This window comes from Streptomyces sp. NPDC107521, from assembly GCF_055598485.1.
In genome coordinates this window covers 373,596-395,840 of record NZ_JBVKAT010000004.1, presented here as the reverse complement: position 1 = coordinate 395,840, position 22,245 = coordinate 373,596, and the positions used below count along the sequence as shown (strand labels likewise).

Annotated in this window: 18 protein-coding genes and 1 tRNA gene; 9 read left to right on the top strand and 10 right to left on the bottom strand. The window is 74.3% G+C overall.

The window, feature by feature from the left end; translation table 11 throughout:
- Window positions 1-5 precede the first annotated feature (5 nt).
- From ACZ7LB_RS09585 to ACZ7LB_RS09575, 3 genes are all read right to left on the bottom strand, one after another.
- On the bottom strand, window positions 6-584 hold the full coding sequence (locus tag ACZ7LB_RS09585) for a recombinase family protein (protein WP_471466641.1): 579 nt from the start codon (window positions 582-584) through the stop codon (window positions 6-8).
- A 256-nt stretch (window positions 585-840) separates the two neighbouring features.
- Window positions 841-928: transfer RNA gene (locus ACZ7LB_RS09580), tRNA-Leu, on the bottom strand.
- A 410-nt stretch (window positions 929-1,338) separates the two neighbouring features.
- The gene (locus ACZ7LB_RS09575; RefSeq protein ID WP_471466600.1) at window positions 1,339-2,286 is read right to left on the bottom strand and encodes a beta-ketoacyl-ACP synthase III; all 948 of its coding nucleotides are present in this window, start codon (window positions 2,284-2,286) and stop codon (window positions 1,339-1,341) included.
- Between the two features lie 691 nt (window positions 2,287-2,977).
- On the opposite strand from ACZ7LB_RS09575, the gene fdhD reads away from it, so the two are divergent.
- Window positions 2,978-3,829 (top strand): formate dehydrogenase accessory sulfurtransferase FdhD, encoded by an 852-nt coding sequence (gene fdhD / locus ACZ7LB_RS09570; RefSeq protein ID WP_471466598.1) that lies wholly within the window; start codon window positions 2,978-2,980, stop codon window positions 3,827-3,829.
- A gap of 54 nt (window positions 3,830-3,883) precedes the next feature.
- Here the strand turns inward: fdhD and ACZ7LB_RS09565 are convergent, their stop codons facing one another.
- Complete coding sequence (locus ACZ7LB_RS09565; RefSeq protein WP_471466639.1) at window positions 3,884-4,903, bottom strand: bile acid:sodium symporter family protein; 1,020 nt, start codon at window positions 4,901-4,903, stop codon at window positions 3,884-3,886.
- Between the two features lie 581 nt (window positions 4,904-5,484).
- On the opposite strand from ACZ7LB_RS09565, the gene ACZ7LB_RS09560 reads away from it, so the two are divergent.
- Window positions 5,485-6,378: a LysR substrate-binding domain-containing protein gene (locus ACZ7LB_RS09560; protein ID WP_471466596.1), complete on the top strand. Its 894-nt coding sequence runs from the start codon at window positions 5,485-5,487 to the stop codon at window positions 6,376-6,378.
- A gap of 157 nt (window positions 6,379-6,535) precedes the next feature.
- A complete protein-coding gene (locus tag ACZ7LB_RS09555) occupies window positions 6,536-7,372 on the top strand; it encodes an aldo/keto reductase (RefSeq protein WP_471466595.1) in 837 nt (278 codons plus the stop codon).
- A gap of 231 nt (window positions 7,373-7,603) precedes the next feature.
- Here ACZ7LB_RS09555 and ACZ7LB_RS09550 read toward each other — a convergent pair whose 3' ends face one another.
- The 4 genes from ACZ7LB_RS09550 to ACZ7LB_RS09535 form a co-directional block, all read right to left on the bottom strand.
- Window positions 7,604-8,692, bottom strand: coding sequence for a class I SAM-dependent methyltransferase (locus tag ACZ7LB_RS09550; protein ID WP_471466593.1), 1,089 nt, complete (start codon window positions 8,690-8,692; stop codon window positions 7,604-7,606).
- 229 nt (window positions 8,693-8,921) lie between these two features.
- Complete coding sequence (locus tag ACZ7LB_RS09545) at window positions 8,922-9,635, bottom strand: hypothetical protein (protein ID WP_471466591.1); 714 nt, start codon at window positions 9,633-9,635, stop codon at window positions 8,922-8,924.
- 251 nt (window positions 9,636-9,886) lie between these two features.
- Window positions 9,887-10,135, bottom strand: coding sequence for a hypothetical protein (locus ACZ7LB_RS09540; protein ID WP_471466590.1), 249 nt, complete (start codon window positions 10,133-10,135; stop codon window positions 9,887-9,889).
- 363 nt (window positions 10,136-10,498) lie between these two features.
- Window positions 10,499-10,807 carry a 4a-hydroxytetrahydrobiopterin dehydratase gene (locus tag ACZ7LB_RS09535; protein ID WP_471466588.1) on the bottom strand — a complete coding sequence of 103 codons (309 nt, stop codon included), beginning with the start codon at window positions 10,805-10,807 and terminating at the stop codon, window positions 10,499-10,501.
- 123 nt (window positions 10,808-10,930) lie between these two features.
- Between ACZ7LB_RS09535 and ACZ7LB_RS09530 the strand changes: the two genes are divergently transcribed.
- The 6 genes from ACZ7LB_RS09530 (at window position 10,931) to narI (ending at window position 19,475) form a co-directional block, all read left to right on the top strand.
- Complete coding sequence (locus ACZ7LB_RS09530; protein WP_471466587.1) at window positions 10,931-11,752, top strand: helix-turn-helix domain-containing protein; 822 nt, start codon at window positions 10,931-10,933, stop codon at window positions 11,750-11,752.
- 75 nt (window positions 11,753-11,827) lie between these two features.
- Complete coding sequence (locus ACZ7LB_RS09525) at window positions 11,828-12,691, top strand: helix-turn-helix domain-containing protein (protein ID WP_471466586.1); 864 nt, start codon at window positions 11,828-11,830, stop codon at window positions 12,689-12,691.
- 278 nt (window positions 12,692-12,969) lie between these two features.
- On the top strand, window positions 12,970-16,665 hold the full coding sequence (locus tag ACZ7LB_RS09520) for a nitrate reductase subunit alpha (RefSeq protein WP_471466585.1): 3,696 nt from the start codon (window positions 12,970-12,972) through the stop codon (window positions 16,663-16,665).
- Entirely contained in the window at window positions 16,665-18,257 is a 1,593-nt protein-coding gene (narH, locus tag ACZ7LB_RS09515) for a nitrate reductase subunit beta (protein WP_471466583.1), read from the top strand. Before ACZ7LB_RS09520 ends, narH begins: the two co-directional genes overlap by 1 nt.
- A gap of 1 nt (window position 18,258) precedes the next feature.
- The gene (gene narJ, locus ACZ7LB_RS09510; RefSeq protein WP_471466581.1) at window positions 18,259-18,756 is read left to right on the top strand and encodes a nitrate reductase molybdenum cofactor assembly chaperone; all 498 of its coding nucleotides are present in this window, start codon (window positions 18,259-18,261) and stop codon (window positions 18,754-18,756) included.
- Window positions 18,753-19,475: a respiratory nitrate reductase subunit gamma gene (gene narI / locus ACZ7LB_RS09505; protein WP_471466579.1), complete on the top strand. Its 723-nt coding sequence runs from the start codon at window positions 18,753-18,755 to the stop codon at window positions 19,473-19,475. The genes narJ and narI overlap by 4 nt, the downstream gene beginning before the upstream one ends.
- A gap of 80 nt (window positions 19,476-19,555) precedes the next feature.
- On the opposite strand, the gene ACZ7LB_RS09500 is transcribed toward narI, so the two are convergent.
- Together ACZ7LB_RS09500 and ACZ7LB_RS09495 are read right to left on the bottom strand one after the other, a co-directional pair.
- On the bottom strand, window positions 19,556-19,984 hold the full coding sequence (locus ACZ7LB_RS09500) for an OsmC family protein (protein ID WP_471466578.1): 429 nt from the start codon (window positions 19,982-19,984) through the stop codon (window positions 19,556-19,558).
- A gap of 57 nt (window positions 19,985-20,041) precedes the next feature.
- The gene (locus tag ACZ7LB_RS09495; RefSeq protein ID WP_471466576.1) at window positions 20,042-22,207 is read right to left on the bottom strand and encodes a phage holin family protein; all 2,166 of its coding nucleotides are present in this window, start codon (window positions 22,205-22,207) and stop codon (window positions 20,042-20,044) included.
- Between the last annotated feature and the right edge of the window lie 38 nt (window positions 22,208-22,245).

The window sequence follows — 22,245 nt, the reverse complement described above, 5'->3', positions numbered from 1 at the left end:
CTATCTCAGGCGCTCTCACCGATGTGCCGGTACAGGGTGGCTCGGGAGATCCCCAGGGCCTTGGCGATGGCGGTGACACTCTCTCCCTTGGCGTGCCGGGCACGGGCTATGGCTAGCTTGCCATCGTCCACGACGGAGGGGCGTCCACCGTGGTTGCCCTTGCGGGCCGCGGTGTCCAGCCCCTCCAACGTCTTCTCCCGGATGCCTTCCCGCTCCACCTCTGCGGCCACGGCCAGGACGGCGAACACGATGGCGCCCGCCCCGTTCGGGTCGTACACCCCTTGCAAGGGACCGGAGAGGAGTTCCAGTTGGATGCCGTCCTTCTGGAGCATGGACGAGAGGGTCATGAGTTCTGCCGCGTTGCGGGCAAGGCGCTTCATCTCCACCACGGTGAGGATCACCGGTTGGTTCGGGGTGGCTGTCGTGATCGCCCGTGCCAGAGTCAACGCCTTCTCCAGTTCCGGCCGCTCCTTCACACGGGTACTGATCTTCTCGGATAAGACGCGCGTGCAGTCGGCACGGGCGAGCATGTCCAACTGGCTCTGCAGTTCCTGCCCGACCGTGCTGCACCTGGCGTAGCCCAGTCGTATCGGTACGCCCCGGTATCGCTTCGGACACCACGGGGACTACCTCACCAGCCACCCACGGCTTACCGGGGTTGCGGTCGACCGTACGGCCGCTCTCGTAAGGACGGAGCACGCCGACTGGCCGCTTCCGGAGCGGGCCGACTCGGCCTATCATCCCTGGTCTGACCTGTGGACTCGCTCGGCTGTTGGTCACGTGGTTGGTCACGCCACAGCCGGAGAAACAGAAAGACCCCAGATCAACTGGGGTCTCTGCTGGTGTCCGAGGGGGGACTTGAACCCCCACGCCCGATAAAGGGCACTAGCACCTCAAGCTAGCGCGTCTGCCATTCCGCCACCCGGACCGGGTGTGTGTCGGCTCCGGAGTGTTCCCCGGCGGCGACATGGACAACCATACCAAGGTTTCGCAGCGCCTTTCACCTGCATTTCCTTCGCCCCGGCGACGCTCCGGCGGCGCCGGACCGGATGCACCCGGAGCGGCACCATGAGTGACGGGATGGTTACGTGGTGTCGGATCCGCGAGCGGCGGGCGCGGGCGCAGTCGCCGCTCCGGGAGCATCCGCGGGGCACCCCGCGGTTCGCGCCCGCCGCCACGGCGAGCGTCCTCCCGGTCCGCCCGCCCGGGCGCTCCGCTCCGCGCCGGTCGACGGTCCGCGGGCGTACGACGACCGGGCCACGTCCGGTGCGCCGCCGCGGTTCGCCCCGCCGGAGCGGCACGGGCCGCCGCGCCCACCGAGCCCCTGCCGCCCCTCCGTCAGGGGCAGCGGACGACCTGCCCGGCGTAGGAGAGGTTGCCGCCGAAACCGAAGAGGAGGACGGGGTCGCCGGAAGTGATCTCGCCCCGTTCCACCAGCTTGGACAGGGCGAGCGGGATGCTGCCCGCCGAGGTGTTGCCGGAGTCGACGACATCGCGGGCGACGACGGCGTTGACCGCGCCGATCTTCTGCGCGAGGGGTTCGATGATGCGCAGGTTGGCCTGGTGGAGGACGACCGCGGCGAGGTCGGCCGGTTCCACCCCGGACCGCTCGCAGGTCCGGCGGGCGATGGCGGGCAGCCGGGTGGTGGCCCAGCGGTAGACGCTCTGGCCCTCCTGCGCGAAGCGCGGCGGCGTGCCCTCGATGCGGACCGCGTTGCCCATCTCGGGCACCGAGCCCCACTCCACCGGGCCGATCCCCGGCTCCTCGCCCTCCGCGCACGCCTCGACCACGGCGGCACCGGCCCCGTCGCCGAGCAGGACGCAGGTGGTGCGGTCGGTCCAGTCCGTGATCTCGGACATCTTGTCGGCGCCGATGACCAGGGCGCGGGTCGCCGCACCGGCCCGCAGGGTGTGGTCGGCGGAGGCGAGGGCGTGGGTGAACCCGGCGCAGACGACGTTCACGTCGATCGCGGCCGGTCCGGGGATGCCGAGCCGGGCGGCCACACGGGCGGCCATGTTCGGGGAGCGGTCGATCGCGGTGGAGGTGGCGACCATGACGAGGTCCACCTCGCCGGGCGCGGTCCCGGCCGCCGCGAGGGCCTTGGCGGCCGCGTGGGCGGCCAGTTCGTCGACGGGTTCCTCGGGCCCGGCGATGTGGCGGGTCCGGATGCCCACCCGGCTCCTGATCCACTCGTCGCTGGTGTCGACCATGCCCGCGAGGTCCTCGTTGGTGAGAACCCGGGCGGGCTGGTAGTGGCCGACGGCGGTGATGCGCGAGCCGCGCATGGCGGAACCCCCTCGCTTCCTCGGGTGCTGATCCACCAGTCTGTTCAGTGACCGACGGGTAGGAGGGCAGGTGAAGCGACAGGATTCGGTCATCCCGCTTGTCGGTTTCGCTCAGCATCCGAGACGGAACCGGAACGACCGCCGGTGATACGCGGTTCTCGCCCCCATATGGACGGGGCGGCACCGGGCGGGGGCGCCCCGCTCGCCGGCCTTCCCCGGAAACGGCGCGGACGCTCTCCAGGGCATCGTCCACGATCCGCCCCGCGAAGTCGACCGATTTACCGAAAGCGCCATCCCCGTCCCGGACGCACCGCCCACCACGCCCACCCCCGCCACGCCCACCGCCCACCGCCCGCCGCACCCCGCGCACCTCGTCCGGTGGCTCCGGCGCCCCGGCGCACACGCCGTATCCGCGCCCGCGCCGCGCGCACGGCCGGGCCGCCCGGCCGCCGCCCGCGCCTCCCCGGCCCGGTGGCCGGACCACCCTCTTCCCGCCCCCGGGCCCTGCGGGACAATGGCGGGACCGAGGCCGTCGGAGGCCGACGAGGCCCGCTCCGCCGCGGGGCGCCCGGCCCCGGCGGGCGGCGGCACATGACACGGCACAGGAAACACGGCGCACGGCAGGAGCCGCTCCGGCCGTCCGTACGTACGCAGGAGAACCGGGACCGACCGGCGCGAGGGGCACACGGACATGGGACGAGTCACGGAACGACGCAGGGTGATCCGCATCCGGGACGGCGCGGTCTCCGCCCGCCCGGACACGCTCGTCGCGGAGGAGCCGCTGGAGATACGCCTCAACGGCAAGCCCCTGGCGATCACCATGCGCACCCCCGGCCACGACTTCGACCTCGCGGCGGGCTTCCTGGTCAGCGAGGGCGTGCTCGGCGGGGCGGAGGACCTGCTGAACATCGTCTACTGCGCGGGCGCCACGGCCGACGGCTCCAACACGTACAACGTGGTGGACGTGCGGACCGCGCCCGGGGTGCCGATGCCCGACATCACCCTGGAGCGGAACGTCTACACGACCTCGTCCTGCGGTCTGTGCGGCAAGGCGAGCCTGGACGCGGTGCGGACGACCGCGCGGTGGCCCGTCGCGGACACGCCCCCGCTGCGCCTCTCCCCCGGGCTGCTGGCGGAGCTGCCCGGCCGGCTGCGCGCGGCACAGCGCGTGTTCGACCGGACCGGCGGCCTGCACGCGGCGGCGCTGTTCACCGAGGACGGCGAGCTGGTCGACGTCCGGGAGGACGTGGGCCGGCACAACGCCGTCGACAAGCTGGTCGGCCGGGCGCTGCGCGACGGGGGGCTGCCGCTGTCGCGGTCGGTGCTGCTGGTCTCGGGGCGGGCCTCCTTCGAGCTGGCGCAGAAGGCCGTGATGGCGGGCGTTCCGGTGCTGGCGGCCGTGTCGGCGCCGTCGTCCCTGGCGGTCGACCTGGCCGTGGAGACGGGGCTGACGCTGGTGGGGTTCCTGCGCGGCGGCTCCATGAACGTGTACGCGGGCGCGGAGCGGCTCGTCCTGCCGGAACCGGCCGGGCACCCGGACTGACCCGGCCGGCGTCCCCGTTCCGGACGCCCGGAACGGCCCTCGGGGACCGCCCCGTCACCCCCGGCGGGGTCCGCTCCCGGCCGCCCCGGGCACCGGTGGGTACTCCGGGGCCTCGGGGGGTTCCTCCGGAGGGGCCGTCCCCCGAGGGGCGCCCGCCCCGGGGTCCCGCGCGCGGCGTCCGGCGATGACGGCGCACACCATGAGCTGCATCTGGTGGAAGAGCATCAGGGGCAGCACGGCCAGCGAGGCCTCGGCGCCGAACAGGACGCTCGCCATGGGCAGTCCGGAGGCGAGTGACTTCTTGGACCCGGCGAACTGGATCGCCACCCGGTCCGCCCGCCCGAAGCCCAGCGCCGCCGCGCCGTACCAGGTCAGCAGCAGCATCACGGCGAGGAGCACCGCCTCCACCACGAGCAGGCCGCCCAGTCCGGCCGGGCCGACCCGGTGCCAGACGCCCCGCACCATGCCCTCGCTGAACGCGGTGTAGACGACCAGCAGGATCGAGCCCCGGTCGACGAACCCCAGCACCCGCCGGTGCCGGGCGACGAACCCCCCGATCCAGCGGCGGAGCAGCTGGCCGGCGGCGAACGGCACCAGCAGTTGGAGCACGATCCTCAGCAGCGCGTCGGCGGAGAACGCGCCCCCGCCGCCGCCCAGCAGCAGGGCGGCCAGCAGCGGGGTGAGGAGAATGCCCGCCAGGGAGGAGAAGGAGCCCGCGCAGATCGCGGCGGGCACGTTGCCGCGTGCCAGGGAGGTGAAGGCGATGGACGACTGGACGGTCGACGGGACGAGGGTGAGGAAGAGCAGCCCCTGCTGGAGCGGCTCGGTCAGCAGGGCCGGGACGAGGCCCCGGGTGGCGAGGCCGAGCAGCGGGAAGACGGCGAAGGTGCAGGCCAGCACCGTGAGGTGGAGCCGCCAGTGGCGCAGCCCGTCCATCGCCTCGCGGGTGGAGAGCCGGGCGCCGTAGAGGAGGAAGAGGAGGGCGATGGCCCCCGTGGTGGCACCGGAGGCGGCCTCGGCGCCCGCGCCGCGTACGGGGAGCAGCGCGGCCAGCCCCACCGTGCCGAGGAGCATCAGGACGAAGGGGTCGACCGGCGGTCGGGCCGGTCGGCTCGGGCGTTTCACGGTGCTCCCGTCACTCGTCGTCTCGCTGTCGCTCGCCCCGGGACACCGGGCGCACGGGCCCCTCCGGGTCCGTCTGGCCGCCGTGCGGACCGCCCGGGCCGCTCCGACCGGTCCGGACCCGCTTCGTCCCGTCCCGTCGGGCCCCTTCGACCGTCGTTCGACCCCGCCCGGCGCACCCGGTCCACCCGGTCCGGGGCGGCGTCTCCGCCTGTCCCGTCCCGGAGTCCCCGGGCCGGTACCGACCGGGTCCGTCCCGCCGCCCGGCCCGCGGGCCCCGGCCCACCGGCCGCCCGGCGCCCGGGCCGACCGGCCGGTCCTGCCGTCCTGCCGTCCTGCCGTCCTGCCGTGAGGCGACCCCGGACTCCCCGGACTCCCAGGGCTCCCCGGGCTCCCCGGGCTCCCCGGGCTCCCCGGGCTCCCAGGGCTCCCAGGGCTCCCGCCCCATCGTGCCCGTCCCGCCCGTGATCGGGAATCCCGCACATCGCTCTCACTGTCATCACGCCTCCCGATGACCGGCTACCGTGGGCCCCGTGTACGACCCCTCCCACCTGCGCACCTTCCTCTCGGTGGCGCAGACCCTGAACTTCACCCGGGCCGCCCGGCGGCTCGGGCTGCGGCAGTCCACCGTGAGCCAGCACGTGCGGCGGCTGGAGGAGGCCGCCGGGCGGCAGCTCTTCACCCGGGACACCCACTCGGTGGAGCTGACCGAGGACGGCGAGGCGATGCTGGGCTTCGCCCACCGCATCCTGGAGGCCCATGAGAAGGCCGCGGCCTTCTTCACCGGCACCCGGGTCCGCGGGCGGCTGCGCTTCGGGGCGTCCGAGGACTTCGTGCTGACCCGGCTGCCGGAGGTGCTGGAGGGCTTCCGCCACGACCACCCCGAGGTCGACCTGGAGCTGACGGTGGAGCTGTCGGGCACGCTGTACGAGCGGCTGGCGGCCGGGCGGCTCGACCTGGTGCTGGCCAAGCGGCGCCCCGGGGACCCCGGGGGCGAGTTCGTCCGGCAGGACCGGCTGGTGTGGATCGGCGCCGAGCGGCTGCGGCTGGACCCGGACCGCCCGGTGCCGCTCATCGTCTACCCGCCGCCGGGCATCACCCGGGACCGGGCGATGGAGGCGCTGCGCCGCCAGGGCCGCGAATGGCGGGTCGTGTGCACCAGCGGGAGCCTGAACGGACTGATCGCGGCGGCCCGCGCGGGCCTCGGGGTGATGGCCCACTCCCGGGGGCTGATCCCGCCGGGCCTGGTGCGGGTCCCGGACCGGGCCGGGCTGCCCGAGCTGGGCCGGGTCGACTTCGTCCTGGTGCACGGCCGCCACCGGCCGGCCGCCCGGGACGCCGCCGACGCCCTCGCGGCGGCGGTCCTGGCGGGCGGCGACCGGCTGCACCGGCCGCAGCGGCCCGAACCCGGCCACTTTCCCGGCTGACCCGCCGGAACCCGGACGCGGTGGCCCCGGGGACGCTTACGACGGCGCAGCCGAGGAACCCTACGGAGGTGAGAGAAGCCCGGTCAGGAATGCATCCCGGCCCGTGATCGTTGAGCAGGGGCGTACGAACGACCACAACCCGAAGGATCGAGAGCTCGTGAGCAGCAAGGTCCCCCCGATCATCCTGAACAACGGCGTCGAGATGCCCCAGCTTGGCTTCGGTGTCTGGCAGGTGCCGGACGACGAGGCCGAGACCGCCGTCGCGACGGCGCTGGAGGCCGGGTACCGCGGCATCGACACAGCGGCGATCTACGGCAACGAAGAGGGCACCGGCAAGGCCATCGCCGCCTCCGGCGTCCCCCGCGAGGAGCTCTTCGTCACCACCAAGCTCTGGAACAGCGACCAGGGGTACGACGCCACCCTGCGCGCCTTCGACACCTCGCTGGCCAAGCTCGGCCTGGAGTACGTGGACCTGTACCTGATCCACTGGCCGCTGCCGTCGAAGAACCTCTACGTCGACACGTACAAGGCGTTCGAGAAGCTGTACGCCGACAACCGGGTCAAGGCCATCGGCGTCTCCAACTTCCTCCCGGAGCACCTGCAGCGGCTGATCGGGGAGACGTCGGTGATCCCGGCCGTCAACCAGATCGAGCTGCACCCGCACCTCCAGCAGCACGCCTCCCGCGAGTTCCACGCGGAGCAGGGCATCGCGACCGAGGCGTGGTCCCCGCTGGGCTCGGGCAAGGGCATCCTGGAGATCCCGGCGATCGTGGCCATCGCCCAGAAGCACGGCCGCACCCCGGCCCAGGTCGTGCTGCGCTGGCACCTCCAGCTCGGCAACGTGGTGATCCCGAAGTCGGTGACCCCGTCGCGGATCAAGGAGAACATCGACGTGTTCGACTTCTCCCTGGACACCGAGGACCTCGCGGCGATCAGCGCCCTCAACGAGGACCGGCGGCTGGGCCCGGACCCGGCCACGTTCGAGGTGGCCTGAGCCGCCCCACCACCCGCTGCGAGGGCCCGGTCCGTGACGGACCGGGCCCTCGCCCCGTCCGGGGTCCCCAGGACCTCTCGTTTGGATCATGCCGGGCTCGCGGGCCCTGGCACCGCACCTCGCCGCGTTGCCGTCGGTCGCCAGGGCGCTCCGCCCCGACTCCCTCCTCCGCCTCGCGACGCACGGCGCCGGACCCCGCCCCCTGATCCGGCTCGATCCAGACGAAAGACCCTAGACCCCGTCGACGGGGCGGACCGCCGTGTACACGGTGCGGGCCAGGAGGACGAAGACGTCCGGGCGCCGGTGCACGCCCGCCTCGTCGTCGGGGTCGAGCAGCCGGTCCAGCGCGGCCCGGTCCCCGGCGTCCAGGACGTCGGCGGCCCGCTCGCGCTGCCGGGAGAGCACCTCGGCGACGTAGGCGCGGGCCGTGTCCGGCAGCGGGGCGGGCAGGTCCAGCAGGAAGCTGCGGGTGCCGGTGTGCCGCAGGCCGGCCGCGGTCAGCAGGGCGGGCCAGTCCTCGGCCACCGCGACCGAGCCGGGCAGGCCCGCGCGCATCCGGGCGAACTCGTCCTCCTCCAGGGCGTGCAGCCGGGCCTGGAGGCCGGGGCGGCCGAAGCCCAGGTCTCGGGGCAGGAAGCGGGCGGGCAGTCCGCCCTCCAGGACGGCCAGGGTGCCGCCGGGTGCCAGGCGCGCGGCGAAGGCCGCCAGCCCGGCCCGCTGGTCCCCGAGGTGGTGCAGGCTCTGGCTCGCCCACATCAGGCCCGCCGGGGCGCCGACCCCGTCGAGGGCGTCCGGCAGTTCACCGGTCACGGTGGCGAAGCGGTCGGCGGCGCCGATCCGGGCGGCACGGGCGCGGGCCCGCTCCAGCAGGGGCGCGGCCCCGTCGACGGCGACGATCCGGGCGTCGGGGAAGGTCTCGGCGAAGAGGCCGGAGACGACGCCGGGGCCGCTGCCGACATCGACGACCAGCCCCGGGCCGGGCACCTCCGCCGCCAGCCACTCCAGGGCCCGCCGGTACATCGGGGCGTACAGCTCGGCCTGGGCCTCCAGGACCGGGGCCATCTCGGCCCAGTCGAGGTCGGTGTGGTCGTGGTGGTGACCGTGCCCGCCATCGCCGTGCCCGTGGCCACCGCCGTGCCGGTCGCCCTCGGCGGGCGTCTCGCCCGCGCCGTGCCCGCCGCCACCGCCCCGGTGCTCACCGCCGTCCCGGTGGCCGTCCGTGCCGTGGGTCCCGGCGGGGCCGTGGCCCGTGGGCGGGTGCTCGTGCGGATCTCCGGGGCCCGGTGCGTCCCCGTGCTGGTGAAGGTGGTCGTGCGCCATGCTGGTCAGCCTCCCGTTCGCGAGGCCGCCAGGGTGCGACGACGCACCGGGGGGAGGCAAGCCGTGTTGCCGGGACGGCAAATCGGGCCGCGCCCGGACCGTCCGTCTCCGTCCCCGGCGGGGCTGCTCCGGGGCCCGGCCCCGAGGGGAGCCGGACCCCCGGCCGTGCCCGCACGGTGACGGGCCGGGCGGGCCGCCAGGGCGGCGGGCAGGCGTTCCGGGCGCCTTCCTACGGGATCCGGCCCGTGAAGATCGCGGCCTCGGAGTCGTAGTCCGGGGTGATCTCGATCTGCACCAGCTTCTCGCCCTTGGGGAGTTCGCAGCCCCAGGGCACGTTGATCGACCGCCCGGCGAGCAGCTTGGTCTCGGGGCCGCCGTTCAGTCCGGCGGCGGCGTCGAAGACCGCCTCGGCGCTGCTGCCGTCCTCGCCGTAGGAGCAGTTGACGGTGAGCATCGGCGCGTCGAAGGGCTTGTCGCCCTTGTTCTCCAGCCTCACGGTGAACCGGACGTACGGGGTGTTCTCGGGCACGGCGGAGTCGGTGGAGACCGCTCGTTCGAGCCCGGTGAGACCGACCTCGATGTCGCTGTCGTAGACGACGGTGTCGTCGAGGGCGTGCACCCCGTCGGCGGTCGCGGTGTCCCCGGTCCCCTCCGGACCGTCGTCCGCGGTGTCCGCCCCGGACTCCCCGGCCCCCTCGCCGCCGTCCGCCGCGTCCGGTCCGGCGGTCTCGGTGACGGTGACGGTGGGGGCCGGTTTCGCCCTGCCGTCGCCGGTGAGGCCGAGGGTCGCGACGACCGCGACGACGGCGGCGACGACCGCGGCGGCGCCCGCGACGAGGGCGGTCGTGACGGCGGGCCGCCTGCCCGGCGGCGGGGGCGGAGGAGGCGGCGGCATCGGCGGCCCGTAGGGCGGCATCGGCGGCGGAGTGCTGTACTGGCTCAAGGTTCCCCCCGGAACACGATGGTGACGGACCCCATCATCCCCCCGGATTCCCGCGAGATCGGGCCATGTGACCGAATCGTGCCGAACACCCGGACGCACGGGCCCGGACGCACGGGCCCGGACGCACGGGCCCGGACGCACAGGCCCGGACGCACAGGCCCGGACGCACCCGGACGCACAGGCCCGGAGGCACGCACCGGCCGCACGGACCCCGGCTCACGGGCGGGGACGCGCGGACCCGGCGCGGGACTTCAGCCGCCGGAGCGGGCCCCGCCGCCCCCGGCCGTCGTGGTCCCGGCGGGCCCGGGCGGCGTACTTCCGGCGCTCTCCGGCCCCCGGCGGCCCCCGGCCACGAGCACCACCGTGAACACGGCCAGCACCGACCAGACTCCCCAGAGGACCCGGACCACCGGGTGGAGGCCCATGCTCACGGTGAGGGCGCTCACCGAGACCAGGCTCGACGTGGTGCTCACGACCAGCAGCTTCAGCGACCTGATCACCGGGCGCCTCCCGCCGGGGCGTCCGCCGCCGTCCGCCTTCCCCTGCCGCTGTCCATCGCGCTCCCCCACCGTTCGTCTCGTCCCGGACGCCCGTGCCGTCGGGGCGGACCGGCCCGGCCGGCGCCTCCCCCGCCCGTACTGTGGCACGGACCGGAGCACTCCGGGAGCCCCGGAGCCGAGGCCCCCGAGGGACCGTGCGAGCGGCGGCGGGGCGACGGGTGACGACGCCGGTGCCGCAGCGAGGTCGAGCGGGCCGCGGGCCCGGGGCGGCACCTGACCGAGGCGGCTTCGGCTTCGGCACGGACTCGCCGCCTCATAGGGGGCCGTACCCGGGGGCTTCGCTCGTGCGGTCGGCCCCGGGGGTCAGTGTGCCCCGTGACTCCCGGCCAGGTCCTCCACCCTGCGGGCGAGTTCGATGTCCTTGCCGGTGAGGGCGCCCCCGGCGCTGTGGGTGCTCACCACGAGGGAGACCGAGCGGTAGCCGAGGGTGAGGTCGGAGTGGTGGTTCAACTCCTCCTGCACCTGGGCGATGTGGACGGTCATCGCCGCCGCCGCGAAGTGCGAGCCCAGGTCATAGGAGCGGGTGAGGCGGCCGGTGCCGTCGACGGACCAGCCGGGCAGGCGCGCCAGCCGCTCCCGGGTCTCCTGCGGGGACAGTGGTTCGGCGGACATGGGCCGCGCTCCCTTCCTGGACGGATGTGCCCTCAGCGTGACACAGGGGGACCGCGCGGGCCCGGTGCGGCGGGCCACCCGGGCGGCACCGGCACCGGCACCGCGTCGACTACGGTCGTGCGCATGACGCCTCCCGGCACCACCGCCCCCACCGTGACCGTCCAGGGCGTGGGCCCGCTGCTGCGCGACTGGCGTGAGCGACGGCGGGTCAGCCAGCTCGAACTGGCCCTGCGCGCCGACTCCTCCGCCCGTCACATCAGCTTCGTCGAGACGGGCCGGTCCCGGCCGAGCGAGGAGATGGTGCTGCGGCTGGCGGAGCACCTGGACGTGCCGGTGCGGGAGCGCAACGCCCTGCTGCTCGCGGCGGGCTACGCCCCGCGCTACCCGGAGACCCCGCTGGACGACCCCGCGCTGGACACCCTGCGCGAGGGCACCGAGCGGCTGCTGCGGGCCTACGAGCCGTACCCGGCGCTGGTGGTCGACGCGACCTACGGGGTGCTGGCCGCCAACCGGGGGGTCGCGCTGCTGACCGAGGGCCTGCCGGAGCACGTGCTGGCGCCGCCGCTGAACGCCATGCGGCTGACGCTGCACCCGGAGGGCCTGGCCCCGCGCATCCGCAATCTGGCCGAGTGGCGCGGGCATCTGCTGGCCCAGATGGAGCGGCAGATCGCCCTGCGCCGGTCGGCGGCGCTGCGGGCGCTGTACGAGGAGGTGGCCGCGTACCCGGTGCCCGCGGGCGCGGGGGCGGGGGACCCGCCGGCCGGGCCGGTGCCGTACTTCGCGCTGCCGATGCGGATCGAGCACGGGGGGCGGACGCTGTCGTTCATCTCGTCCATCGCCACCTTCAACACACCGATGGACGTCACGGTGGCCGAACTGGCCATCGAGACGCTGCTCCCGGCCGACCCGGCCACGGCGGAGTACCTGTCCGCGGCGATCTCCTGACGTCCGCCCCCTGTGGCGCCCGCGGGGGGCCATGACAGACTGCGGACAGGCCGGGGCACGTTGGGGAGGCGCGGCATGAGCGAGCGGCGGCCCGCGCCCACCGTGGGACAGGTGGTGCTGGGCAGACGGCTGCAGGAGCTGCGGGAGGCGGCGGGCCTCAGGCGCGAGGAGGCCGCCAAGGTCCTGCGGGTGGCACCGGCGACCGTGCGGCGCATGGAGACCGCCGAGGTCTCGCTGCGCATCCCCTACGTGCAGATCCTGCTCACCGCGTACGGCGTCGGCGAGCAGGAGGTCAAGGCGTTCGTGGCGCTGGCCGAGGAGGCCAACCTGCCGGGCTGGTGGCAGCGGTACCACGACGTGCTGCCGGACTGGTTCAGCCTGTACGTCAGCCTGGAGGGCGCCGCCCGGATGATGCGGTCCTACGAACCGCACTTCGTGCCGGGCCTGCTGCAGACCGAGGGGTACGCGCGGGCCGTGCTGGAGTCCGGCACCATCGGCAACGCCGGGAAGGAGGCGGTCGAGCGGCACGTGGCCCTGCGCATGGAGCGGCAGCGGCTGCTGGACCGCGCGGACGCGCCCCACCTGTGGGTGGTGATGGACGAGACGGTGCTGCGTCGGCCGGTCAGCAACGACGGCGGGGTGATGCGCGAGCAGATCGGCAGGCTGCTGGAGTTCACCGGCCGGGAGCGGGTGACGCTCCAGATCGCGGAGTTCGCGGACGGCCCGCACCCCGGCACGTACGCACCGTTCACGCTGTTCCGGTTCGCGGAGCCGGAGCTGCCGGACATGGTGTTCACCGAGTATCTGACGGGCGCGCTCTACCTGGACTCGCGCTCGGAGATCTCCGCGCACCTGGAGGTCCTGGACCACATGACCGCGCGGGCCGCCTCCACCCGGCGCACCGGGACGATCCTGCGCGAGTACCGCGACCGCTACTGACCGCGCCCGGCCGCCCCCGCTCACCCGCGCCGCCCGTACATCGGCACCGCCCGCGCCCCCTGACCGGTCGGCACACCCGCACCGGTCCGCGCACCCTGCCCGCACGGCGCCCCGCGCCCCCTCTCCCCGCGCCGCCCGCGCGCTCCCGCCCCGCGCCCTTCCGGCCCGGGCGCCCCCGAACCGGGTCCGCCGGGCGTCCCAACCCGTTCGGGCGCCGTGAGCAGGTGCGGCCCCGCGCGCGCCCCTAGGTTCGGACACGAGCGATCCAGGGAGCGCACGTGACGGACACGCGGACACCGCCCACCGAGCCGGGCGCGGCGCTGCTGCGCGCGGGACGGTTCCTCCGGCCCGGCACCGCCGCGCCCGACCTGCACAGCATCGGACTGGTCGGCGGACGCGAGGCGGACGCCTTCTACCGGGACCGGTGGAGCCACGACAAGGTCGTGACCTCCACCCACGGGGTCAACTGCACCGGCTCGTGCCGCTGGCAGGTGTACGTCAAGGACGGCATCATCACCTGGGAGACACAGGCCACGGACTACCCGTCGGTCGGCCCCGACAGCCCCGAGTACGAGCCCCGCGGCTGCCCCCGGGGCGCGGCCTTCTCCTGGTACACCTACTCGCCCACCCGGGTGCGCTACCCCTATGTGCGCGGGGTCCTGCTCCAGATGTACCGGGAGGCCCGGGAGCGGCTCGGGGACCCGGTGCTGGCCTGGGCGGACGTCCAGGGCGACCCGGAGCGGCGGCGGCGCTACCAACTGGCCCGCGGCAAGGGCGGCCTGGTGCGCGCCGACTGGGACGAGATGATCGAGCTGATCGCCGCGGCCCATGTGCACACCATCCGGACCCAGGGGCCGGACCGGATCGCGGGGTTCTCCCCGATCCCGGCGATGTCGATGGTGTCGCACGCGGCGGGCGCCCGCTTCCACTCGCTCATCGGCGCGCCGATGCTGTCGTTCTACGACTGGTACGCGGATCTGCCGGTGGCGTCGCCGCAGGTCTTCGGGGACCAGACGGACGTGCCGGAGTCGGGCGACTGGTGGGACGCCGCCTATCTCTTCATGTGGGGGACGAACGTCCCGGTGACCCGCACCCCGGACGCCCACTGGATGGCGGAGGCCCGCTACCGGGGGCAGAAGGTCGTGGTGGTCTCGCCGGACTACGCCGACAACACCAAGTTCGCCGACGAGTGGCTGCACCCGCACCCGGGGACGGACGCCGCGCTGGCGATCGCCATGGGGCACGTGGTGCTCAAGGAGTTCTTCGTCGACCGGGAGACGCCGTTCTTCTCGGACTACGTGCGGCGCTTCACCGACCTGCCGTTCCTGGTGACGCTGGTGGAGCGGGACGGGGCCCACGTCCCGTCGAAGTTCTTGCGCGCGGCGGACCTCGGGCAGGAGGGGGAGGACGCGAGCTGGAAGACGGTGGTGCTGGACGGGGCCTCGGGCCGCGCCGTCGTCCCCAACGGCTCCCTGGGCTTCCGCTGGAACGAGGCCGACCGGGGCCGGTGGAACCTGGACCTGGACGGGATCGAGCCCCGGCTGAGCCTGCACGGACACGAGGCGTCCGCCGGCGTCGAGGTGCTGCTGCCCCGCTTCGACACCGACGGGGGCCCGCACGGGCAGGGCAGCGGCGCCGTGGCCCGGCGCGGGGTGCCGGCGACCCGGCTGGGCGGTCCGGACGGGCCGCTGGTCACCACGGTGTTCGACCTGCTGCTCGCCCAGTACGGGGTGGCCCGGCCGGGGCTGCCGGGCGAGTGGCCGGGGTCGTACGAGGACGCGGCATCGCCCGGCACCCCCGCCTGGCAGGAGACGCACACCTCGGTCCCGGCGGCGGCCTGCGTGCGGATCGCCCGGGAGTTCGCGCGGACCGCCGAGCGGTCCCGGGGCCGCTGCATGATCCTCATGGGCGCGGGCACCAACCACTGGTTCCACTCCGAGACGATCTACCGCGCCTTCCTCGCCCTGCTCCAGCTCACCGGCTGCCAGGGCCGCAACGGCGGCGGCTGGGCGCACTACGTCGGCCAGGAGAAGTGCCGTCCGGTGACCGGCTGGGCGTCGCTGGCCGCCGCGTCGGACTGGGCGCGCCCGCCGCGGCAGATGATCGGCACGGCGTACTGGTTCCTCAACACCGACCAGTTCCGCTACGACCGGTTCGGCGCGGACGTGCTGGCCTCGCCGCTGGGCGAGGGGCTGTTCACCGGGATGACCGCCGCGGACTGCCTGGCGCTGTCGGCGCGCACCGGCTGGATGCCGTCCTACCCGACCTTCGACCGCAACCCGCTGGAACTGGGCGGGGCGTTCGGCGACCCGGTGGCGAACGCGGTGGCCGAACTGCGGGCGGGCACACTGCGGTTCGCCTGCGAGGACCCGGACGCGCCGGAGAACTGGCCGCGGATCGTGACCCTGTGGCGGGCCAATCTGCTGGGCTCGTCGGCCAAGGGCGCGGAGTACTTCACCAAGCACCTGCTGGGCACCCACTCCTCGCTGCGCGCCGAGGAGGCCGCGCCGGGCGAGCGGCCCCGGGACGTGGTCTGGCGGGAGGAGGCGCCGGAGGGCAAGCTCGACCTGCTGCTGTCGCTGGACTTCCGGCACACCTCCTCGACCCTGCTGTCGGACGTGGTGCTGCCCGCCGCCACCTGGTACGAGAAGCACGACCTCTCCAGCACGGACATGCACCCCTATGTGCACGCCTTCTCGCCCGCGGTGGACCCGCCGTGGCAGGCGCGCACCGACTTCGACACCTTCAGGGCGCTGGCGGAGAAGCTGAGCGAACTGGCCGTCGTCCACCTCGGGGTGCGCAAGGACCTGGTGGCCACGCCGCTCCAGCACGACACCCCCGGCGAGACCGCCCAGCCCGGCGGGGTGGTGCGGGACTGGAAGCGCGGCGAGTGCGCGCCCGAGCCGGGCCGGACGATGCCGAACCTGACCGTGGTGGAGCGCGACTACACGGCGGTGGGGGCCAGGTACGCGGCGCTGGGGCCGCTGGTGGAGTCCAAGGGGCTGCCCGCGAAGGGGATCACCCTGCGGCCGGACGAGGAGGTGGAGCGGCTGCGGGAGATGAACGGCGCGGTGCGCGGCGGTCCGGCGGACGGGCGGCCGCTGCTGGACACGGCGGTGAAGGCGGCGAACACGATCCTGGCCCTGTCCGGGACGACCAACGGGCGCCTGGCGACCCAGGGGTTCCGCACCCTGGAGGAGCGGACCGGGCAGGAGATGGCGCACCTGGCCGCCGAGCACGAGGGCCGGCGGGTCACCTACGCCGACACCCAGGCCGCGCCGGTGCCGGTGATCACCTCGCCGGAGTGGTCGGGCATTGAGTCCGGCGGGCGCCGCTACACGGCCTTCACGCTCAACACCGAGCACCTCAAGCCCTGGCACACGCTCACCGGCCGCCAGCACCTCTTCCTGGACCACGACTGGATGCACGAACTGGGCGAGGCGCTGCCGGTGTACCGGCCACCGCTGGACATGAACCGGCTGTTCGGCGAGCCCCGGCTGGGCGCCGACGGGCAGCGGGAGGTGACCGTCCGCTACCTCACCCCGCACAACAAGTGGTCGATCCACTCCGAGTACCAGGACAACCTGTTCATGCTGTCGCTGTCCCGGGGCGGGCAGACGATCTGGATGGCACCGCAGGACGCGGACGCCATCGGCGTGGCCGACGACGACTGGATCGAGGCGGTGAACCGCAACGGCGTGGTGGTGGCGCGCGCGGTGGTCTCGCACCGGATGCCGCCGGGCACCGTCTACATGCACCACGCGCAGGAGCGGACGGTCAACGTGCCGCTGGCGGAGACGACCGGGATGCGCGGCGGGATCCACAACTCCCTCACCCGGCTGCTGCTCAAGCCGTCCCATCTCATCGGCGGCTACGCCCAGTTGTCCTGGGCTTTCAACTACCTGGGCCCGACGGGCAACCAGCGCGACGAGGTGACGGTCGTCCGCCGCCGCCGTCAGGAGGTCGAGTACTGATGCGCCCGATGGCCCAGATCGCGATGGTGATGAACCTCGACAAGTGCATCGGCTGCCACACCTGTTCGGTCACCTGCAAGCAGGCGTGGACCAACCGGCGGGGCGTGGAGTACGTCTGGTTCAACAACGTGGAGACCCGGCCCGGCCAGGGCTACCCGCGCCGCTACGAGGACCAGGAGAGATGGCGGGGCGGCTGGGAGCTGAACCGGCGGGGGGCGCTGAAGCTGAAGGCGGGCGGGCGGTTCCGCAAGCTCGCCGGGATCTTCTCCAACCCCCGGCTCCCGGAGATCAAGGACTACTACGAGCCGTGGACGTACGACTACCGGAATCTGACCGACGCCCCGCTCGGCGGCGACTACCCGGTGGCCCGCCCGGTGTCGCAGCTCGACGGCAAGCCGATGAAGATCGGCTGGTCCTCCAACTGGGACGACAACCTGGGCGGCGCCCCCGCCTACGGCGATCTGGACCCGATGGTGGAGCGGACCCGCCGGGAGGCCGAGGACAAGGTGCGGTTCGCCTTCGAGCAGACCTTCATGTTCTACCTGCCGAGGATCTGCGAGCACTGCCTCAACCCGTCGTGCGTGGCCTCCTGCCCGTCCGGGGCGATGTACAAGCGGTCGGAGGACGGGATCGTCCTGGTCGACCAGGACCGCTGCCGCGGCTGGCGGATGTGCGTGACCGGCTGCCCGTACAAGAAGGTGTACTTCAACCACAGCACCGGCAAGGCCGAGAAGTGCACCTTCTGCTACCCGCGGGTGGAGGCGGGGCTGCCGACGGTGTGCTCGGAGACCTGTGTGGGGCGGCTGCGCTACCTGGGCGTGCTGCTGTACGACGCGGACCGGGTGGTCCCGGCCGCCGAGACGCCGGACGAGAAGGACCTGTACGAGGCGCAGCTCGGCGTCTTCCTCGATCCGGAGGACCCCGAGGTGCGGCGGGCGGCGGAGGCGGCCGGCATCCCGCACGACTGGGTGGAGGCGGCCCGCCGCTCTCCCGTGCACGCGCTGGTCAGCCGGTACCGGGTGGCGCTGCCGCTGCATCCGGAGTACCGCACCATGCCGATGGTCTGGTACATCCCGCCGCTGTCGCCGGTGGTGGAGGCCCTCACCGAGACGGGCCACGACGGGGAGGACGCGGAGAACCTGTTCGGCGCCATCGACACCCTGCGCATCCCGCTGGAGTACCTGGCGGAGCTGTTCACCGCGGGCGACGTGGGCCCGGTGCGGGCCTCGCTGGAGAAGCTGGCCGCGATGCGCGCCCACATGCGGGCGGTCACCTTCGGCGAGGAGCCGGACCCGGCCACCGCGGCGGCCGTCGGCATGACGGCCGAGCAGATCCGGGACATGTACCGGCTGCTGGCCATCGCCAAGTACGAGGAGCGGTACGTGATCCCGACGGCCGCCGTGGGGGACGCCCAGCGGCTGGAGGAGTCGCTGCCGGGCTCGTGCAGCCTGGACACCGAGGGCGGGCCGGGGATGGGCGGTGACGGGCCGTTCGGCCGGGACTCGGGGCGCAGGCGGCTGCCGCTGGTGCCGGTGGAGAACTTCCACGTCCTGCGCCGCCGGCAGACCGCGGACGACGAGCGGGAGGTCTGAGATGCCCGGCGGAGCCCAGGTGCTGTACCAGGCGGCGGCCCTCTGCCTGACCTATCCCGACGACGCGTTCCGCACCCGGCTGCCGCTGCTGCGCGAAGCCGCCCCGCAGCTGCGGGAGTTCACCGACCACGCGGCGGCGACCCCGCAGCCCGCGCTCCAGGCGCACTACGTCGAGGTCTTCGACTTCAAGAACCGGCACAGCCTGTACCTGAGCTGGTGGACCGACGGCGACACCCGGCGGCGCGGCATGTCGCTGGTCCGCTTCAAGGAGCTGTACCGGGCCCACGGGCTGGAGCTGACCGGCGAGGAACTGCCCGACTTCCTGCCCGCGGTGCTGGAGTTCACCGCCCGCACCGGGAGCACGGAGCCGCTCGTCGAGCACCGTGACGCGCTGGACCAGCTCCGCTCCCGGCTGACCGCCTTCGGCACGCCCTACGCGCGCGTGCTGGACGCGGTCTGCGCCACCCTGCCGTCCGCGTCCTCCGGAGCCCGCCGATGACCGTGTTCCTCTGGGGCGTCCTGCCCTACGTCGCCTTCCTGTCCCTGGTCGCCGGGCTGGTCTGGCGGCATCGCTACGACCGGTTCGGCTGGACGACCCGCTCCTCGCAGGTGTACGAGTCCCGGCTGCTGAACATCGCCTCGCCGGTGTTCCACTACGGCATCCTGTTCGTGCTGGCGGGGCATCTGATCGGCCTGTTCGTCCCGGCGTCCTGGACCCGGGCGGTCGGTGTCGACGAGCACGCCTACCACCTGCTGTCGCTGTACGCCGGCACCCTGGCCGGGGCGCTGGCGGTGGCCGGGATCGTGCTGCTGGTCTACCGGCGCCGCACCCGGGCCCCGGTCTTCCGCGCCACCACGGGCAACGACAAGGTGATGTACCTCTTCCTGCTCGGCGCCATCGTCCTCGGCATGGTCGCCAAGCTCTCCGACACCGCGGGCAACGGCTACGACTACCGGGCCACCATCGCCCCCTGGGCGCGCAGCCTGTTCACCCTGCGGCCCCGGACGGGGCTGATGGAGGGGGTGCCCGTCCTCTACCACGTGCACGCGGTGGTGGGGATGGTGCTGATCGCCCTGGTGCCGTACACCCGGCTGGTGCACATGTTCAGCGCGCCGGTGCAGTACCTGACCCGGCCGTACGTGGTGTACCGGTCGCGCGACCCCGGGCAGTTGGGGCCGCGCCCGGAGCGCCGCGGCTGGGAGCGGGCGGGTTCCTGAGGGCCGCCCCGGCGGGGACGGCTCCCGCGCGGCCCCGTTCCGCGGGGCCGGGTGCGCGGGGCCGCTCCCGCGCGGGGACGTCAGCCGGCGAGCTTGGCCGCCAGGGTGATGGTGGTACCGGTGAGGGCCTGGCTGACCGGGCAGTTCTTCTTGGCGTCCTCGGCGGCGGCGACGAAGGTGTCGTTGTCGATGCCGGGGACGACGCCCTCGACGGTGAGGTGGATGCCGGTGATGCCCTCGCCGGGCTGGAAGCCGACGTCGGCGGAGGTGGTGATCCTGGTGGGCGGGGTGCCCGCGCCGGCCAGCCCGTGCGACAGGGCCATGGAGAAGCAGCTCGAATGCGCGGCGGCGATCAGCTCCTCGGGGCTGGTCTTCCCGTTCGCCTGCTCGGCGCGGGACGGCCACGACACCGGCTGCTCCCCGATGCCGGAGGAGTCGAAGGTGACGACACCGTCGCCGTCGAGGAGGTTCCCTGTCCAGACGGTGTGTGCGGAGCGCGTGGTTGCCACGATTCTTCCCTTTCGGATGGTCCCGTTGTCCCCTTGCGGGGTTCCACCCCCATCCGATCACATTCCCCCTGCCGGACGCCGCAGGACGGCCCTTTCCCCCGGGCCCTCCCGCCCCGCTCCCCCGGGAGCGCCGGGAGCGCCGGGGCCGCCGGTGCCCGGCACCGGTGCCGCGGTCCCGTCCGGGGTCCGGGCGCCCCGGGCCTCGCGCAGCCAGCGGCGCAGCACCCGGTGCACCCGCTCGGCGCCGACGAGGGCGGTCCCCTCCCCGCCCGGCGCGGACAGCACCAGCGGGGAGAGCAGGAAGGCCCGCGACTGGGCGCCGCCGAGCCCGCCGTGGGAGCCGATCTGCTCCTCGAAGGCGAGCACCTCGCCGTCGGCCGGGTCGTGGAAGGAGTTGACCATGATGTCGGCGGTGTGCGGGAAGCCGTGGGTGCGGCGCACCGCTTCGGCGGCGCCGGGTCCGAAGACCGCGAGGGGGCCCGGGTCCTCGTCGAGCCGGTCCACGGGTGTCTCCGCGCCGTGCGCGCCGAGCACCACGCCCCCGTGCCGCTCGCTGCGCACCAGCAGGAAGCCGATGCCGGGGTGGTTGGCGAGGGTGGGCAGCAGGGCGGGGTGGCGGGCGTCGATCTCCTCCCGGCTCATCCGGTGCGGCACGTCGGGGAAGGAGACCAGGCCGAGATTGCCGGAGGCCAGCACCACGGGCTCGGAGCGGCGCCCGGCGGGCCGGTAGCGCTCCTCGCCCTCCTCGACGGGCCGGTGCAGGGCGGCCCGTACGGCGGTGCGGGCCTCGGCGCCGCTGCGGGTGCGCCGGGCGCGGCGCGGCACGGGCAGCCCGCACCCGGCCCGCACCAGGTCGCCGAGGGTGAGCCCGTAGCGGGTGCGGAACGTCTCGCCGGGGCTCTGCCCGTGGTCGGAGAGGACGACGAGGCGGTACTCGCGGGGAGTGTGCTCGGCGACCTTCTCGATCAGCGCGAGGCAGCGGTCGAGGCGGCGCAGCACCCGGGCGGCGTCCCGGCCGTGCGGCCCGGAGTGGTGCGCCACCTCGTCGTACGCAACCAGGTCGGCGTAGACGGCGGTGCGGCCGGCGAGCATGTCGCCCATCACGGCGGCGACGACCACGTCCCGTTCGACGACCGTGGCGAAGGCGCGGACGAGGGGGTAGAGGCCGCCCCGGGAGACGCGGGGGCGGTCCTTGCGCAGCCGGGCGCGGGTGGACTGGCCGATCTCCCGGCAGACCTCGGCGGCGAAGGACATGGCGGTGCGCACGGCGTTGGCGGGGTCGGAGAAGTAGGCGAAGTAGCCCGCCCGGGAGCGGGTGCCGGGGCCCCGGCGGCGGGCGGCGATGGACAGCACGAGCGCCTGCTCCCCGGCGCCGCCGCTGAACAGGTTGCCGCGGCTGGCCCCGTCCTCGGCGAGCAGCCCGCCGTCGCCGGTGCGCTCGACGGCCCGGTGCTGGAGCGCGGCGGCGCTGGCGGGGCGGTTGCAGACGACGACCTCGCCGCTGTCCTTCTCGTACCAGCGGAAGGCCGGGACGTCGTGGTTGCTGCCGTGCAGGATGCCGAGCTGGCTGGCGCCGGTCTGGCTGGACCAGTCGGTGCGCCAGAGGTCGAGGCGGTGGGTGGCGGGGGTGCCGTCGCGGCCGAGCCAGCGGGCGACGGTGGGCAGGGTGCCGTCGGCGACGGCGTCCCGGAGCACGTCGTGGCCGACGCCGTCGAGCTGGAGGAAGACGGTGCCGGGGGCGGAGGGGCAGGGCGGGCCGCCCCTGCGTCGGCGGTGGGCCAGCCGGGAGAGCCGGCGGCGGTAGGCGTCGTCGTCGCGCACGGCCAGGGCGCCGCCGGTGGCGGAGGCGACGGCGGACATCACGGCGGCCACCACGACCGCCGTCTCCGGGGCGACGCCGCCGCGGGTGGTGGGGTTCAGGTCGAGGGCGAGGAAGAGCAGCCCGCCGTTGAGGAAGAAGACCAGCAGGCCGAGGACGAGGGCGGGCACCAGGAGCAGCAGGCGCACCAGGAGCGGCCACACCAGGGCGGACAGGAGGCCGAAGGCCCCGGCGCCGAGGGCGGCGGTCACGGCGATGTCGGTGGGGCTGTCGCCGTCGGGCGACTGGAGGCGGAAGTCGGGCAGGATCCCGGCGAGCGCCAGCATGGTGACGGTGGAGACCGCCCACACCGTGACGCTCCGGCCGATCTGCCCGGCGACGCGTCGCCAACGCCCTGCACCCACGGTCCCGCACACCTCACGTCGTCCCGGCCCGCGGTCGG

Bases quoted from the DNA above. Each gene is read 5' to 3' on its own strand.
- ACZ7LB_RS09575 (WP_471466600.1), bottom strand. From the start codon at position 2,286: ATGCGCGGCTCGCGCATCACCGCCGTCGGCCACTACCAGCCCGCCCGG.
- fdhD (WP_471466598.1), top strand. From the start codon at position 2,978: ATGGGACGAGTCACGGAACGACGCAGGGTGATCCGCATCCGGGACGGC.
- ACZ7LB_RS09565 (WP_471466639.1), bottom strand. From the start codon at position 4,903: ATGCTCCTCGGCACGGTGGGGCTGGCCGCGCTGCTCCCCGTACGCGGC.
- ACZ7LB_RS09550 (WP_471466593.1), bottom strand. From the start codon at position 8,692: ATGGCGCACGACCACCTTCACCAGCACGGGGACGCACCGGGCCCCGGA.
- ACZ7LB_RS09535 (WP_471466588.1), bottom strand. From the start codon at position 10,807: ATGTCCGCCGAACCACTGTCCCCGCAGGAGACCCGGGAGCGGCTGGCG.
- ACZ7LB_RS09530 (WP_471466587.1), top strand. From the start codon at position 10,931: ATGACGCCTCCCGGCACCACCGCCCCCACCGTGACCGTCCAGGGCGTG.
- ACZ7LB_RS09525 (WP_471466586.1), top strand. From the start codon at position 11,828: ATGAGCGAGCGGCGGCCCGCGCCCACCGTGGGACAGGTGGTGCTGGGC.
- narH (WP_471466583.1), top strand. From the start codon at position 16,665: ATGCGCCCGATGGCCCAGATCGCGATGGTGATGAACCTCGACAAGTGC.
- narJ (WP_471466581.1), top strand. From the start codon at position 18,259: ATGCCCGGCGGAGCCCAGGTGCTGTACCAGGCGGCGGCCCTCTGCCTG.
- narI (WP_471466579.1), top strand. From the start codon at position 18,753: ATGACCGTGTTCCTCTGGGGCGTCCTGCCCTACGTCGCCTTCCTGTCC.